At 31.4% G+C, this 15,333-nt stretch carries 14 protein-coding genes and 1 other RNA gene; 6 read left to right on the top strand and 9 right to left on the bottom strand.

The features are described 5' to 3' along the window. The first annotated feature begins 8 nt into the window (after positions 1-8). Positions 9-611 carry a TetR/AcrR family transcriptional regulator gene (locus NMK29_RS05440; RefSeq protein WP_108802574.1) on the top strand — a complete coding sequence of 201 codons (603 nt, stop codon included), beginning with the start codon at positions 9-11 and terminating at the stop codon, positions 609-611. 54 nt (positions 612-665) lie between these two features. On the opposite strand, the gene NMK29_RS05435 is transcribed toward NMK29_RS05440, so the two are convergent. After that, complete coding sequence (locus NMK29_RS05435) at positions 666-2,291, bottom strand: ABC-F family ATP-binding cassette domain-containing protein (protein ID WP_108802573.1); 1,626 nt, start codon at positions 2,289-2,291, stop codon at positions 666-668. Positions 2,292-2,535: 244 nt separating this feature from the next. Here NMK29_RS05435 and NMK29_RS05430 point away from each other — a divergent pair, with 244 nt between their 5' ends. After that, entirely contained in the window at positions 2,536-4,008 is a 1,473-nt protein-coding gene (locus NMK29_RS05430; protein ID WP_108802572.1) for a hypothetical protein, read from the top strand. 35 nt (positions 4,009-4,043) lie between these two features. Here NMK29_RS05430 and fsa read toward each other — a convergent pair whose 3' ends face one another. From fsa to ffs, 3 genes are all read right to left on the bottom strand, one after another. Beyond that, positions 4,044-4,697, bottom strand: coding sequence for a fructose-6-phosphate aldolase (fsa, locus tag NMK29_RS05425; protein ID WP_027394036.1), 654 nt, complete (start codon positions 4,695-4,697; stop codon positions 4,044-4,046). Positions 4,698-4,772: 75 nt separating this feature from the next. After that, positions 4,773-5,594, bottom strand: coding sequence for an SDR family oxidoreductase (locus NMK29_RS05420; RefSeq protein WP_027394037.1), 822 nt, complete (start codon positions 5,592-5,594; stop codon positions 4,773-4,775). A 93-nt stretch (positions 5,595-5,687) separates the two neighbouring features. Further along, positions 5,688-5,786: signal recognition particle sRNA small type (gene ffs / locus NMK29_RS05415), an RNA gene on the bottom strand. An 88-nt stretch (positions 5,787-5,874) separates the two neighbouring features. On the opposite strand from ffs, the gene NMK29_RS05410 reads away from it, so the two are divergent. From NMK29_RS05410 to NMK29_RS05400, 3 genes are all read left to right on the top strand, one after another. Beyond that, positions 5,875-6,924, top strand: a complete 1,050-nt coding sequence (locus NMK29_RS05410; protein WP_027394038.1) for a glutaminyl-peptide cyclotransferase — start codon at positions 5,875-5,877, stop codon at positions 6,922-6,924. A 117-nt stretch (positions 6,925-7,041) separates the two neighbouring features. Beyond that, entirely contained in the window at positions 7,042-8,811 is a 1,770-nt protein-coding gene (locus tag NMK29_RS05405; RefSeq protein WP_108802571.1) for a DEAD/DEAH box helicase, read from the top strand. 117 nt (positions 8,812-8,928) lie between these two features. Beyond that, positions 8,929-9,693, top strand: a complete 765-nt coding sequence (locus NMK29_RS05400; RefSeq protein WP_108802570.1) for a carboxypeptidase-like regulatory domain-containing protein — start codon at positions 8,929-8,931, stop codon at positions 9,691-9,693. Between the two features lie 12 nt (positions 9,694-9,705). Here the strand turns inward: NMK29_RS05400 and NMK29_RS05395 are convergent, their stop codons facing one another. Continuing rightward, positions 9,706-10,071, bottom strand: coding sequence for a VOC family protein (locus NMK29_RS05395; protein WP_108802569.1), 366 nt, complete (start codon positions 10,069-10,071; stop codon positions 9,706-9,708). Between the two features lie 139 nt (positions 10,072-10,210). Here NMK29_RS05395 and NMK29_RS05390 point away from each other — a divergent pair, with 139 nt between their 5' ends. Further along, positions 10,211-10,903 (top strand): hypothetical protein, encoded by a 693-nt coding sequence (locus NMK29_RS05390; RefSeq protein WP_108802568.1) that lies wholly within the window; start codon positions 10,211-10,213, stop codon positions 10,901-10,903. A 79-nt stretch (positions 10,904-10,982) separates the two neighbouring features. On the opposite strand, the gene NMK29_RS05385 is transcribed toward NMK29_RS05390, so the two are convergent. From NMK29_RS05385 to NMK29_RS05370, 4 genes are all read right to left on the bottom strand, one after another. Continuing rightward, positions 10,983-11,126, bottom strand: coding sequence for a hypothetical protein (locus tag NMK29_RS05385; protein WP_159092148.1), 144 nt, complete (start codon positions 11,124-11,126; stop codon positions 10,983-10,985). Positions 11,127-11,325: 199 nt separating this feature from the next. Beyond that, positions 11,326-11,985, bottom strand: a complete 660-nt coding sequence (locus NMK29_RS05380; RefSeq protein WP_108802567.1) for an RNA methyltransferase — start codon at positions 11,983-11,985, stop codon at positions 11,326-11,328. 384 nt (positions 11,986-12,369) lie between these two features. Further along, positions 12,370-14,328 (bottom strand): OmpA family protein, encoded by a 1,959-nt coding sequence (locus NMK29_RS05375; RefSeq protein ID WP_108802566.1) that lies wholly within the window; start codon positions 14,326-14,328, stop codon positions 12,370-12,372. A gap of 20 nt (positions 14,329-14,348) precedes the next feature. Next, positions 14,349-15,311 carry a type IX secretion system membrane protein PorP/SprF gene (locus tag NMK29_RS05370; protein WP_254097178.1) on the bottom strand — a complete coding sequence of 321 codons (963 nt, stop codon included), beginning with the start codon at positions 15,309-15,311 and terminating at the stop codon, positions 14,349-14,351. Between the last annotated feature and the right edge of the window lie 22 nt (positions 15,312-15,333).

Raw genomic sequence — 15,333 nt, 5'->3', positions numbered from 1 at the left:
TACCAAATATGGGAAGAAAATCAATTCATCGAGAAAGAAAAGATAAAACCAAAAAGGTTGAACAATGGACTCAAGCAATACTTCCTAAATTGAGCACTATGCCTCTTGGAGAGCTTACTATTGACGATCTAGCAGTATTGATGAACAAAAGCAAGTCTACAATTTACCAGTATTTTGTAACTAAAGAAGAAATCTTTGAATACATCACGCAGGTTCGTATTGATCGTCTTAAAGCTTATAAAAATGAAATCTCTGGAGAACTATCTACCATAAATTACCATTATGAAACTTTAGCAAAGATCCTTGCAGAAGGAGTAAAAGATATTTCTCCTTTTTATCTAAAGCAATTACAAATTCATTATCCTACTGCTTGGAGTATTGTTAATGATTTTCTGCAAGGCTTGTTAAAAGACCTAAAGCACTTTTATGTTTTGGGGATAGAGAATAAAATGTTTAAAACAGTTTCGCCTGAATTATTAATCAAACTTGACGAATATTTTATCATGCAACTTATTACTGATCATACTTTCTTTAATAATAATCAGCAAACTTTAGAATCTGCGATTAAGGAATATATGTATATAAAATTTGAAGGTTTAGTATCAAGATAACAAAAAAAATCTCGCAGTTTGCGAGATTTTTTTTGTCTTAGAAAAACGTATTCATTAAACATTAACTGCATACATCTTATCTCGTAATTCTTTAATTTTTTTATCACTCATATATTCATCAAACGTAGCGTAACGATCAATTACTCCATTAGGAGTTAACTCAATTACTCGATTTGCTACAGTTTGAGCAAACTCGTGATCGTGTGTTGTAAAAAGAATAGTTCCTTTAAAATTTTTCAAAGAATTATTAAATGCTGTAATTGATTCCAAATCCAAATGGTTTGTTGGTTCATCTAACATCAATACGTTTGCTCTTGTCATCATCATCTTAGATAACATACATCTAACTTTTTCTCCTCCGGATAATACGTTTGATTTCTTTAATGCCTCTTCTCCACTAAAAATCATTTTACCAAGAAAACCTCTGATAAATACCTCTTCTCTTTCTTCTTCTGTAGTTGCCCACTGACGTAACCAATCTACTAACGTTAAATCATTCTGAAAATATTCACTGTTATCCGCTGGCAAATAAGATTGTGTCGTAGTAATACCCCAAGAAAAAGTACCATTATCAGCTTTTTGTTTGTCATTGAGGATTTGATAAAAAGCTGTAGTCGCTCTAGAATCTTTTGAAAAAACTACTACTTTATCGCCTTTAGCTAGATTAATATCAACTCCTTTAAAAAGAACATCTCCTTCTATGCTTGCTGCCAACCCTTCTACATTAAGGATTTGATCTCCTGCTTCTCTATCTCTTTCGAAAATAATAGCTGGATAACGACGACTCGATGGTTTAATATCTTCTATATTTAATTTCTCGATCATCTTTTTACGAGAAGTAGCTTGTTTTGATTTTGCCACATTCGCACTAAAACGAGCTATAAATTCTTGTAATTCTTTCTTTTTCTCTTCAGCTTTCTTGTTTTGTTGCGCTCTTTGTCTCGCTGCTAATTGAGATGATTCATACCAGAATGTATAGTTACCACTATAGTTGTTAATTTTTCCGAAATCAATATCCGAGATATGTGTACATACAGAATCTAAGAAGTGACGGTCGTGAGAAACAACAATTACGGTATTATCATAATTAGCCAAGAAATTTTCTAACCAAGATATTGTTTCATAATCCAAGTCATTGGTAGGCTCATCCATTATCAGTACATCTGGATTACCAAACAAACACTGTGCAAGTAACACTCGTACACGTTGTTTAGTATCTAAATCTGCCATACTTGTATAATGCAAATCCTCTTTTATTCCAAGATTAGACAACATAGTTGCGGCATCACTATCTGCATTCCATCCATTCATCTCCTCGAACTGTACTTGAAGCTCTCCTATTTTCTCTGCATTCTCATCTGTGTAATCAGCATAAAGAGCATCAATTTCAGTCTTAATCTTATACAATTCTTTATTACCCATGATCACTGTTTCTAGGACAGTATATTCATCATATGCATAATGGTTTTGCTCCAAGACCGACATACGCTTTCCAGGTTCCAAATGAACATGCCCTGAAGTTGGTTCAGAAACTCCCGAAAGAATCTTCAAAAAAGTAGACTTTCCTGCCCCATTTGCTCCGATAATACCGTAACAATTACCTTGCGAAAAGGTAGTATTTACTTCATCAAATAAAATTCTTTTACCGAATTGTACTGAAAGATTAGAAACTGATAACATAGTTATAAATTGTATTTTCGGCAAAAGTAGAAAAATGGATCCAGAACTTGAAAGAATATAGTAGTATTTTAAATTAGAGTTTATGAAATAAAAGTTCTTGTCATATCATACTTTCGCAGCATAAACAATTATTAATACCTCCCCCGAATTGCCTAATAATAACACAATTAACGTATTCTTAACAAATCTTAGAGGTCATTCCATTTATTTTTGAATGTTTGTCAGTTTAATAAGAGCACCCAAAATGTATTTCTTCAGGATAAAATATTCTATTTATATCTCGATTATTGGTTTTTGCTTATGTGGTTGTGAATCAACAACTACAAAGATAACCAACGAACATATCTATTTCGGAGGTGAGATTATCAATCCTAATGCCGATTATATTGTTCTTTATAAGGACAAAGACTTTCAGGACACGATTTACTTAGATAAAAACAACAGATTTTTACATAAGATAGAAGGTATTAAAGAAGGTTTATACTCTTTTAGACATAATCCAGAGTTTCAGTTAATATTACTGGAAAAAGGAGATAGTATTCTAATGCGTCTAAATACACTGGAATTTGATGAATCTTTAGTTTTTACAGGAAAAGGAGCTAGGAAAAATAATTTCTTAATTGATATGTTTTTGCAAAATGAAATTGAGCGCAATCAATTGCAAAAAAGAAAATTTAAAAAAAGCCCAAGATTCTTTAAGAAAGAACAAGATTCCCTATTAGACCTAAGAATCAAAAGGTTTGATCGTCTTACCAATAAATATGACATAAGTGACCTTTCGAAAAAAATATGTAAATCTAGTTTTGAGTATGATTTCTTTTCGAGATATGAATTGTACTTATATAAATACCAATACCACAGACTTAAAAACCTTGATCCAAATAAAGAGTTTTCTGAAGGTTTTTTCGATTACAGAAAGCAGGTTAATTTTAATGATGATGATCTAATGAGATTATACTCTTATAATAGATTCCTTAATCATTATTTTACCAATTCTTCTTACACGAAATACATGAACAAAAAATCTTTTTCTAAAAGTAAAGTTGAGTATACCATGTATAAATTGGATCTTGTAGATAGTTTAATAGAGCATTCTTATATCAAAAACAATCTTTTAAGAGGTATAACCACTAATTTTATATTAGATAATAAAAATGACTATACTTCTCAAAAAGTACTTAATCATTACCTATCTATAAGTACTGACAAAAAGATCCAAAAAGAACTGGTAAAATTAGCAAAAGCTACTGCCAGATTGAAACCAAATAACATCATTCCTGATCAGGATCTTATTTCTTCTAATGGAGAAATGACTAAACTATCCTCACTTTTCGAAAAGCCTATTACCGCATTGTATTTTTGGTCCATTGAGAGAAAAGATCATTATATCCAAGCTCATAAGAAAACAGATCACTTAAGTAAAATATATCCAGATATTGATTTTATAGCTATTAATACAGATGACGAACAAACGGACAATTGGCTAAAAACGATTAATCGTCATAATTACGATCTATCAAATGAATATGAGTTTAAGTTTCCTAAATGTTCTTCTGATGAGTTAGTTATTCATTATTCAAACAAGGTGATTTTGGTTAATCAACAAGGAAAAATAATCAATCCAAATGCAGATCTATTCTCGTCAATTTTCGAAAAACAATTGATGAGTTATAGCAGAATGGCAAGTATCGAAAAACAAAAAACTGTTCTCGATTAAAAGAACAGTTTTTAGAATTTTATTATTTCAAAAAATTAATTTCCTTTTTTATAGTCCGCTAAAAACTTAGCTAGACCAATATCCGTTAAAGGGTGTTTTAGCAAACCTTCTATCGAAGAAAGAGGTCCAGTCATAACATCTGCTCCAATTTTTGCACAGTCGATTACATGCATTGTATGTCTTACAGAAGCTGCTAAGATTTGTGTATCGAAACCATAGTTATCGTATACCATTCTTATTTCTGCTATTAAATTAAGACCATCTGTAGAAATATCATCCAATCTTCCTATAAACGGAGAAACATAAGTTGCTCCTGCTTTTGCAGCTAATAAAGCTTGTCCTACTGAAAAAACTAATGTACAATTAGTTTTAATTCCTTTATCACTAAAATATTTTATTGCTTTTATACCTTCTTTAATCATAGGTACTTTTACAATAATCTGATCATGAAGTTTAGCAAGTTCTTCACCTTCTTTAACGATTCCTTCAAAATCTGTAGAAATCACTTCGGCACTTACATCTCCAGTAACTATATCACATATTTTTTTATAATGCTCTATAATATTATCCTTCCCTGTGATACCTTCTTTAGCCATCAATGATGGATTTGTAGTTACTCCATCAAGTACACCTAGATCTTGTGCTTCTTTGATTTGATCAAGGTTAGCAGTATCAATAAAAAACTTCATATTGTTGTGTTTAAATTTATGATTTATTTATTATGATTATTAACTATAATATGTTTTTAAAATATGCGGTCAAAATTACAACTTATAATGATTCATTAGTAATTTCTCATATACTTTATCTGGTAAAATTCGCTTTAAAACCACAGAGAATTTCTGCATAAACGCACCAACCTTATAATGTACCTTAGGACTAGAAGTACAAATAACCCTAAACACTGCTTTAGCCATCTCATCCGGGTCACTACCCTCATCTACATGTTCATCCATTAATTGTAAAGAATCACCATATGATTTTTCGTAAGGAGAACCACTGATAACTGGAGCATGATATCTTCCTGCTGCAATATTAGTAGCAAAATCACCAGGGGCAATATTAGTCATATGAATATTAAATGCTTTTAACTCCATTCTCCAAGCTTCTGTGGTTATCTCTAAGGCAGATTTAGAAGCACTATAAATTCCACGATATGGCAATCCCATATATCCTGCAATAGAAGTTATATTAATAATTAAACCACTATGCTGTTTCCTCATTAAAGGCAACACTGCTTTAGTGACATTGATAGGCCCAAAATAATTGGTCGTAAAATTCCTTATAATCTCTTCTTCTGGTATTTCTTCTAACGGTCCTGTAATTCCTGCTCCCGCATTATTAATCAAAACATCCAATCGTCCGTGTTTCTGCTCAATTATACTAACAGCATTAGAAATACTTTTTTTATCCGCTACATCAAGTTGCAACAAAGTAAAAGCATTAAAATCCGAAAAACGCGAAGGGTTTCTACTAGTACCGTATACGATATATCCTTTATTGGTAAGAAATGTACCGATAGATTTTCCAATACCTGAAGAACCACCGGTTATTAAAACAACTTTAGAGTTTTGATTTGCGTTCATGTTCGCAAATATACATTCGGAATTTAGAATTATGAATTTAGATTTACGAAATAAACTTAAAAATACTTAAAAGACGAAACTAAAAGGCATAAAAAAAGGCAAGCTACCTACATCACACTGCTACAACCGTTTACCTTTGCTGCGTTCCCGCCCTGGAGGATTCAACAGGAGCTAGTTGTGTAGGACTTGCCGCTGCAAAGATACAATCTTTACTATATAAAACAATGATTTTTTAAACCCAATTAAAATAAATATCTTGCTCTAAATATTACCAAATATCATGAACAAACGTAACCTCTTCGTCATCATTACATTATGTGCTATTATTTTTTCTTGTGGTAGTAATATTGAGACGAAAAAAAAACATTTTTCGATTAAAACCGATAATAACCAGACCAAATATAAGCTTGGAGAAACCATAAAAGCTAGTATAGTTAATGACCAAAAAATCAAAATTGATTCTGTCGTTTACTTTTTAGAAGATATTAGATTAACAACTAATAATGAGAATCAATTAGAAGAAAAAATCGATAACGAGAGATTGGGAAAACACCTTCTAAAAGCTATTGTTCATTATGAAGGAAAAGAGGAAGATATCTATCAAAAACTTTCTTTTTTTAACAACGTCCCTCCTAAATTATATAAGTATAAAGTTATAGCAGAATATCCCCACGATCAAAATGCTTTTACTCAAGGATTAGAATTTATTGGTGACACACTTTATGAAAGTACTGGTAAAAATGGATTGTCCTCATTACGTAAGGTAGATTACAAAACTGGAAAAGTGATTATCAAAAAAGATATCGATAAGAAATATTTTGCAGAAGGTATTACTATTATTAATGATAAAGTGTTTCAACTTACATGGCAATCTAAAGAAGGTTTTATCTACGATTTAAACACTCTAGAAAAAACAGGAAGCTTTGCTTATAATAAGAGTAAAGAAGGATGGGGATTATGTAATGATGGTAATCAAATATATAAAAGTGATGGTACTGAAAAAATCTGGATATTAGACGCAGAAAGCTTGGCTGAAAAAACATTCATTGAAGTTGCAACTCACAACAAGGTAAAGTCAAAATTTAATGAATTAGAATGGATAGAAGGAAAAATTTATGCTAACACTTGGCAAAAAGACGGAATTGCTGTAATTAATCCAGCAAATGGAGCTGTAGAAGCGGTTATTAATTTATCTGGTCTAAGAGAAAAGGTGAGTCAACATTCTGATCTAGATGTGCTAAATGGTATCGCTTACAAAAAGGACACGAAACAATTATTTGTTACCGGCAAGAATTGGGACAAACTTTTTGAAATTGAGATAATTAAGTAATCAAACACCTAATCTAATTTTACATTTAAAACAATTCTTTTGTAACATCAGAATAAGTACTTCGTTATTATTATAGACAGATAATAAACCGTACCTTTGCGGCTTATTTTTATTTATATGAACAAATTTGAAGCATTAGGCCTCGGTGAAGCCATTATTAAGGCGGTGAATGAAATGGGGTTTGAGACCCCAAGTGAAGTACAGGAAAAGGCTATCCCTATTTTGCTTAATGAAGAAACGGATATTGTTGCTCTTGCACAAACCGGAACAGGGAAAACCGCTGCATTTGGTTTTCCTTTAATAGAAAAAGTAGACATTGATAGTAGAATTACACAAGGATTAATATTATCCCCTACCCGTGAACTTTGTTTACAGATTACCAATGAATTAAAAAACTATTCTAAGTTTAGTAAAGGATTGCGTACTGTAGCCATTTATGGTGGTGCAAGTATCCATGACCAAGCTAAAGAAATCAAACGTGGAGCTCAAATTATTGTAGCAACTCCAGGACGTATGCAGGATATGATCAATAGAAAGATGGTTGACATATCTAATATCGGTTATTGTGTTCTTGATGAAGCAGATGAAATGCTTAACATGGGATTCTATGAAGATATAACTTCTATACTTTCTCACACACCAGAAGATAAAAGTACTTGGTTATTTTCTGCTACAATGCCAAAAGAAGTTTCTACAATTGCAAAACGTTTTATGCACAATCCTATAGAAATTACTGTAGGACACAAAAACACAGGATCTAAGAATGTTTCTCACGAATATTATGTAGTTAGTTCTAGAGATCGTTATGCTGCTTTAAAACGTCTAGCAGATGCAAACCCAGACATTTTTTCTGTAATATTTTGTCGTACCAAACGAGACACGCAAAAAGTTGCAGAAAAACTTATCGAGGATGGATATAATGCAGCTGCCTTGCACGGAGATCTAAGTCAGAACCAACGAGATTTGGTGATGAAGAGTTTTAGAAATCGACAAATACAGATGTTAGTGGCCACCGATGTTGCTGCAAGAGGTATTGATGTAGATGATGTTACTCACGTGATTAATTATCAACTACCAGATGAGATAGAAACCTATACACATAGAAGCGGTAGAACAGGACGTGCAGGAAAAAGTGGTGTATCTATGGTTATTGTTTCTAAGAGTGAACTTAGAAAGATTAAGTCTGTAGAACGAATCATCAAAAAGAAATTTGAAGAAAAAGAAATACCAAGTGGCGAAGAAATATGTCAAGTACAATTATTTCATTTAGCAAATGATATTGCCAAATCGGAAATTAATGACGAAATTGAAAGCTACTTACCATCAATTAATGAGGTATTAGAAGATTTTACTAAAGAAGAACTTATTAAAAAATTCTTCTCTGTAGAATTCTCTCGTTTTCATAATTATTATAAAAACTCTAAAGATCTAAATGCATCCAGAGATAGCGGTGGAGATGGATCTAGAGGAAGAGATGGAAGCACGCGTTATTTTATTAACGTAGGTGAAAAAGATGGGTTTGATTGGATGACCTTAAAAGATTTCCTAAAGGAAAATCTAAGTCTTGGAAGAGATGGAGTAAGCCGTGTTGATGTTAAGGAAAGTTTTTCATTCTTTAACACAGATTCTGAACACCAAGATGCAATTCTTGCAGTTTTCGAAGATTTTAGAATAGAAGGTAGAAAAGTTAACGTTGAAATCTCTAAAGATTCTGGTCGAAGCCGAGGCGGTAGACGAAGAAGAGATAATAACGGCGGTGGCGGTTTTAAAGGAAAGCGAAGAAGTGATGGTTTTAAACCAAAAGGAAGAAACCGTCGTGATAATGATGGTGGTGATCGCGGAGGTAATGGAAGAAGAGACCGAAGAAAACGTAGTGATCGTAGATAATTTTTCTATGAATTAACTAAATTATATGATTTTTGGTCCGATTTTTATGTTATGTTCGTATAGATTGGTCGTCATATATAGTAGTTAACGATATAGAATAATTATAAAAATAAGCTTTTGAAAAGATTTTTAATATACATATTACTTATTGCAGGCATCAGTATAAATGCCCAAGAAACTGATTCACAAACAGTATCGGGAAAAGTACTGAATGCCTCTACTGATAGTAAATTGCAAAGTGTTCACGTAGTAAACCTAAGTCAAGTTATTGGTACCATTACTAATAAGGAAGGTGATTTTGAGATTAAAGCTAAAGTTAATGACACCTTATATTTTACGTACATTGGATATAAACCTCTTAGAGTTCGAGTTACTAATGACTGGAAAAAATTTGGTGATGTAAAAATCAAAATGACTGAACTTGGTATCGCTCTTGAAGAAGTTGTCGTTGCAGATGTACAACTTACTGGATACTTAGAAATTGATGCGAAAAAAATCCCTGTATATAATAATTACAGATATAGCATTTCTGGTTTAAACTCTGGATATGAAGGAGGCAGCAGACAACCTGGAGCTGTTAATAAAGTGTTAGGTGCTATTTTTAATCCCGCAGACTTTCTCTATAACATTTTTAGCAAACGGTCTAATGAACTGCGTAAGCTAAGAAAGATGAAGAAAGATGATGAAATAAGGAACCTACTGGAAACAAAATTCGATAGAGCTACACTTATGGCATTGCTCCAAGTAGAACGTATTGACATTGATGAAATATTACGTAATTGTAACTATTCTGCTGATTTTATAAAGTTTGCTAATGACTTACAAATTCTTGATGCAATCAGCGAATGTTATGAAGAGTATAAAGTTCTAGACAGAAAATAATAACACATTATCTTATCGAAGGGAATGTAATGATATTCTATTCCCTTCCGAATCTATAAAATAAGCCATGTACCCATGTTCTTCTGATATTTGTGTTTTCTTAGATAATACTTTTCCTCCAGCATCCTCTACTCTACTTATTTCATTAGCTACATCACTACAAGAAAAATAGATCATAACTCCGTCTTCACTAGGTTTATAATTATCTCCTGCAAGTATTAATGAGCCTGTAACTTCACCGGTTACATTTTTATTAGGAAACCAACCCATTTGTAACCCTTCTACTTTGTGGATAGCTATTTCTATTTCAAAAACTTTTTCATAAAAAGATTTAGCACGATCCATATCTATAACCGGAATTTCAAACCATGTAACCATAATTATTGATCTAAAAATTAAGTCTTTAAATTACAAATTAGATTTAAAAAACAATAAATGTTTTATAAAAAAATATTATCTGTTAACCTTTCTATTTTTTTAATACTAACGGATGTAACTTTTAAATAACATACATACCATGAAAAAATTAAAAATAGTTTGTCTATGCTTAACTTCTTTATTCTTGTTTAGCTGTTCTAATGAAGACGATATAACATTTGTAGATGAAATATCTCTTTTAGAAAAAAGCAATACTATAAACTGGGTAGGAACCTGGAGCTCCACTTATGGAGAATTAAGACTTGTAGAAAAAGGACAATTAATATATGGAGATTATGCAGATATTGGCGTCATTTATGGGTATAGACATTATATAAATGGTAAAGAATATTTTGAAGGAACTTTTGACAATTACAGGATGAATAGAAAAGGGATAATTCGTTTTGAAATGAATAACTCTAATTTTAATAATTCTTTCTCTGGTAAATGGACTTGGGGTAACACACCAAATTGGTATAATTGGAATGGTACCAAGACATCAAAAAAAGAACCGATACTTCAAAGTTTTTATAATGTAAAAGGTAGGGTTTTTGACAATAATACATTTCAAACTATTCAAAATCCAATATCCATAGAAGTATTTAAAAATGGAATTAGACACTTTAGCACCACATCAGAAAATGGATTTTATTCTCTACAATTACCAAAAGGTAACTGGGAATTAAAAGTATCAAATGTTGCGTATCAAAATTTTTCAAGAAATATTGAAGTAAAAGAGAACTATGACTACAACAATTATTTTACACAAAACATATACTTAACCAAAAGATAAATCTTATGATTTTAGAAGTATATCCAAGGCTTACTTGATATCTTTGGATATACTTTTATTCTATATTTTTAAAATAGAATTAAGAAGTACTTGTTCTTTTTTGAAAAATATCGTGTACTACTTCGGATGTATAATTAATTGTAGTTTTATTAGATTTAATTCCTGTTTTCACTTGTTTAAAAAGTGACTTAATCTTGTTGGTAGGCGACTGTTTTTTGCTCATGACAAACATGTTTTTAGGGAGTTAAAACGATTAGTCTTTATCAAATATAGGGAATTAATTAATAAAACCTCTGATTTAAGAACATTAACCTTTTACGCGTAAACCTTTCTTTATAAGTTATTTACAAAAACAAAAAATAACATTTACCTAGAATTTGTTAGTTATTAAAAGTAATTCGTAGTGATTTATTTAGTATCTGTTAGGTATTTTCTTTTTCATACCTAGCTATAATTTTCTCGTGACTTTTGATTACTTTTTTAGCCCAATCCAATCTTTTTTCTAATTTTTCTTCTTCTGACAACTTCCAATCAATCTTAGAGTTCCTTAATAAGGATGTTACATGTTGTAAAATAATAGCAGCTGAAACCGAAATATTAAGGCTTTCTGTAAAGCCAACCATAGGTATGTGTAATTTCACATCGGCTTCATCTAAGATCATATCACTTAATCCCTCTTGTTCCTGTCCAAAGAAAAATGCAGAAGGCTTATTAATATTGAAATCTTTTAACTCTATCGAATTATCATGTGGTGTAGTAGCTACTATTTGATATCCTTTATTTTTTAACTCAGCAATACAAGCTTTAGAAGTAGTATATCTATTTATATCTACCCATTTTTGAGCTCCCATTGCAATCTCTCTATCAATACGTTTAGCATTTATTTCTTCTATTACGTGTACATTCTGAATTCCAAAAACATCACAACTCCTAATTACTGCACTTGTATTGTGTAATTGATATACATCTTCTACCGCAACCGTAAAATAATTAGTACGTTCCTCAATTACCTTTTTATAAAGGCCTTGTCGTCTGGGCGTAAGAAAAGATTCTAAATACGCTAATAATTTATGATCTACCATAGACTGCTAAAATAGGAAACATTGATAATTTAGAGATAAAAAAATTGATCCTGCTCTATTCATTACAAAGATCATTCTGGAAATAAACGCAAAGAGAAGGTAATAGAAAGACTATTAATAAGGGAGACCTCTCTAATGTCACCCAAACATAAGAGAGGCCATACTAAAATAAGATCAAAAATTTTGTAAAATGTTGCTTAACGTTTTTATTCCCATCGTCATATAAAAATAAAAAACACAATATTTTGAAATTAAATTAGCTCCCATTAACAAATCACATTGTTCTTTCTCATATTTTTTTAAAAAATAAAACTTATCAAATCATTTCAATATTTATGCCTAACTATACTCTTAATGATTAAAAAGATCAAAAAATATCGTTTATCATTCTAATAGAATAAATTCACTTCTTCTATTTTCCTGATGTTGTTGTTCATTACAGTTAGTATTATTGTCACATTTATTTACTAATGAAGACTCTCCATATCCTCTACCAGTGAGTCTGGATCTATCTATCCTTCCTTTTTCTACTATATATTTAATTGTGCTTTTTGCTCTACGTTCACTCAAAGCCAAATTATAATCATCTGGGGCACGACTATCTGTATGAGAACGAACATCAATTTTTATAGTAGGATATTCTTTCATCGCAGCTATTATCTTTTGCAATTCTATTTCGGCGTCAGGCCTAATAAAAGATTTATCTAAATCAAAGTAAATAATTTGAAGATCTAATACTTTTGCCAAATCATCACCTGGTAGCACCTCTTTATTACTAAAACCTCCTTTTGATAATTGTAATGGTACCTGATGAGTATACTCTAAAGCTGTGTTGGTCAATAGCATTTCTTCTGATGGATTATACCCATCTTTAAGCGCTCTAATGATGTAGGATTTCTCACATTCTACTTCAAAAGTATACACTCCATTATTATCACTTGTTGTTTTATTGATTTCGTTACCATCACCATCCAATAAGATCACATCAGAATTGGCTAATATTTCACCCGTAGGATCCTCTGTTACTACTCCAGAAACATATTGTCTACAGGTAGTTATTAATTCATCTATTTGTTTAAAACTGTAAATATCATCATTTCCTTTACCTCCTTGTCTATTACTAGAAAAATAACCTATTTTAGTTTCTTCATTTAATACAAAACTAAAATCGTCTTCCGAACTATTTACAGGTCTTCCTATATTGTATGGTATAGAAAAAGTACCTTCTTCTGGAACTGTAACGAATATATCTAATCCACCTAACCCAACGTGTCCATCACTCGCAAAATAAAGTCTTCCAGAATCACTTACATATGGAAAAGTTTCTCTTCCCTCTGTATTTATTTTATCTCCAAGATTGATAGGCTCACCAAACGTACCATCCTCAAATACTTCTACTTTATACAAATCCGACAACCCTCTAGTGCCAGGCATATCACTGGCAAAATATAGATATTTACCATCTGCGGTTAATGCTGGGTGAGCTACTGAATACTCTTCGCTATTAAATGGCAACTCTTCTATATCAACCCACTTACTACCTTCTAATCTTGCTCGATATAACTTTAAAAGAATAGTTCCATTAGCATCTGATTTAAGTTTCTTTTTTGTAAAATTATTTCTTGTAAAATAAACTATTTGCCCATCAGAACTAAAAGAAGTGGAGGATTCATGAAACTTAGTATTTATCTTACCTTTTATTTTTTTAACTGGTCCTAATACATTCTTATCAGTTTCGATATCAGATTTATAAAGATCTAAAAAAGGCATTTCATTCCATTCGTGAATAACTTTTGACATAGAATTATGTTTTCCTCTTGAAGAGGCAAAAACAAGATTTCCAAGATTATCAAAGCTAGGCGCATAGTCTGAAAAAGCAGAATTAACACTTATCTTTTTCAGTGTAAACTTACCAGATTGCATTTCAATAAATCTAAGATAGTCACGAGTACTTACGAAATATACTGCTCGCTGATCCGTATTGGTTATGTTATAAAACATTTCCATGATCTTATCCGCTTCATCATACTTTTTTATACTTTTCAAACTTTGTGAATATCTAAATAGGTATTCTGTATCTATATCATCAGGATATTCATTCACCAATTTTTCATACCATATAACAGATTTTTCTAATTGTCCATTAAAGTAATAAGAGTCTCCTAGTTTTTTGAATAAATCCGCAGAAGCATATCCTTTCTCAGCCACATCCAAATAAATTTTACGAGCATCTACAAACGCATATCTCTTAAAGCTTTCATTTGCTCGTAAGAGTCGTTTTTCTTGTGAAATCAAGACACATGAAAACATAAAAATTAAAAATGTAGAAATAATATATTTCATAAAGTTCATAATTATTTTTTCTAAAAGAATCTAGGAGTTAGCATTCTGTTATACTTTCTGAATAATTCAAAACGTAACATAACTTCATAACTTCCATCATTAAACTGTGTTCTGCCCAATTCTGTAGACTCCTTATCATATGCAAATCCGATCATTAAAGAATCTGATATCTGGAACCCAGCCATCGCACTAAATGCTGCACTCCATCTATATCCTACCCCAAGAGTAAGCTTATCATACAACAAGAAGTTAGCTGATAAATCTACTTGCAGCGGAGCCCCAAAAACTAACTTACTTAAAATCGCCGGTTTAAACTTTACGGTATCACTTAGATCAAAAACATGACCTGCTATTAAATAATAATTAATTCGTTCTTCTGCTATAAATGAGGAGTTCCCATTACTATCTATCGCTGCACTTTCATCAAAATGATCCGTTTCTAATAAATTAGGAGCACTTAATCCTAAATAGAACTTATCAGTATGATAATAAATACCTGCACCTACATTAGGGCTAAATTTGTTATCTATATTTCCATTATTAAAAAGAGGGTCTCCAGTATCAAACTGTGACAACCGATCAAAATCTACATTTAATAAATGTCCACCTGCCTTTATTCCAAAACTTAATTTTCCAGTATCCGAAGTAGGAATCGTATAAGAAAAATCAATATCAAAATATGTTTCATCAGTTGGTCCAATCTCGTCATTTACAATTGACAAACCTAACCCAACTCGATTATTATCTCCTATAGGTGTATTTAGAGTTAATGTTTGAGTACGTGGAGCTCCATCAAGTCCTACCCATTGACTACGATGTAAACCCATTATACTCATAACTCCTCGACTACCCGCATAAGCAGGATTTACACTAATAGTATTATACATATACTGAGTATATTGTGCGTCTTGCTGAGCCCAACTATTTTGTTGGAAGACGAAGCCTAAAAGAACCGTAACAATTAGTATATATATTTTTTTCATTAACTTTTATTTAATAAATTCA

This window comes from Aquimarina sp. Aq107 (assembly GCF_943733665.1).
In the GTDB taxonomy this organism is placed as follows: domain Bacteria; phylum Bacteroidota; class Bacteroidia; order Flavobacteriales; family Flavobacteriaceae; genus Aquimarina.
This window is presented reverse-complemented; position numbering and strand designations above follow the sequence as displayed.

Coding starts and splice junctions, on each gene's coding strand:
- NMK29_RS05370 (WP_254097178.1), bottom strand. CDS start 15,311: ATGAAAAAAATATATATACTAATTGTTACGGTTCTTTTAGGCTTCGTC.
- NMK29_RS05410 (WP_027394038.1), top strand. CDS start 5,875: ATGAACAAACGTAACCTCTTCGTCATCATTACATTATGTGCTATTATT.
- NMK29_RS05385 (WP_159092148.1), bottom strand. CDS start 11,126: ATGAGCAAAAAACAGTCGCCTACCAACAAGATTAAGTCACTTTTTAAA.
- NMK29_RS05435 (WP_108802573.1), bottom strand. CDS start 2,291: ATGTTATCAGTTTCTAATCTTTCAGTACAATTCGGTAAAAGAATTTTA.
- NMK29_RS05375 (WP_108802566.1), bottom strand. CDS start 14,328: ATGAAATATATTATTTCTACATTTTTAATTTTTATGTTTTCATGTGTC.
- NMK29_RS05390 (WP_108802568.1), top strand. CDS start 10,211: ATGAAAAAATTAAAAATAGTTTGTCTATGCTTAACTTCTTTATTCTTG.
- NMK29_RS05380 (WP_108802567.1), bottom strand. CDS start 11,985: ATGGTAGATCATAAATTATTAGCGTATTTAGAATCTTTTCTTACGCCC.
- NMK29_RS05405 (WP_108802571.1), top strand. CDS start 7,042: ATGAACAAATTTGAAGCATTAGGCCTCGGTGAAGCCATTATTAAGGCG.
- NMK29_RS05430 (WP_108802572.1), top strand. CDS start 2,536: ATGTATTTCTTCAGGATAAAATATTCTATTTATATCTCGATTATTGGT.
- fsa (WP_027394036.1), bottom strand. CDS start 4,697: ATGAAGTTTTTTATTGATACTGCTAACCTTGATCAAATCAAAGAAGCA.
- NMK29_RS05395 (WP_108802569.1), bottom strand. CDS start 10,071: ATGGTTACATGGTTTGAAATTCCGGTTATAGATATGGATCGTGCTAAA.
- NMK29_RS05420 (WP_027394037.1), bottom strand. CDS start 5,594: ATGAACGCAAATCAAAACTCTAAAGTTGTTTTAATAACCGGTGGTTCT.
- NMK29_RS05440 (WP_108802574.1), top strand. CDS start 9: ATGGGAAGAAAATCAATTCATCGAGAAAGAAAAGATAAAACCAAAAAG.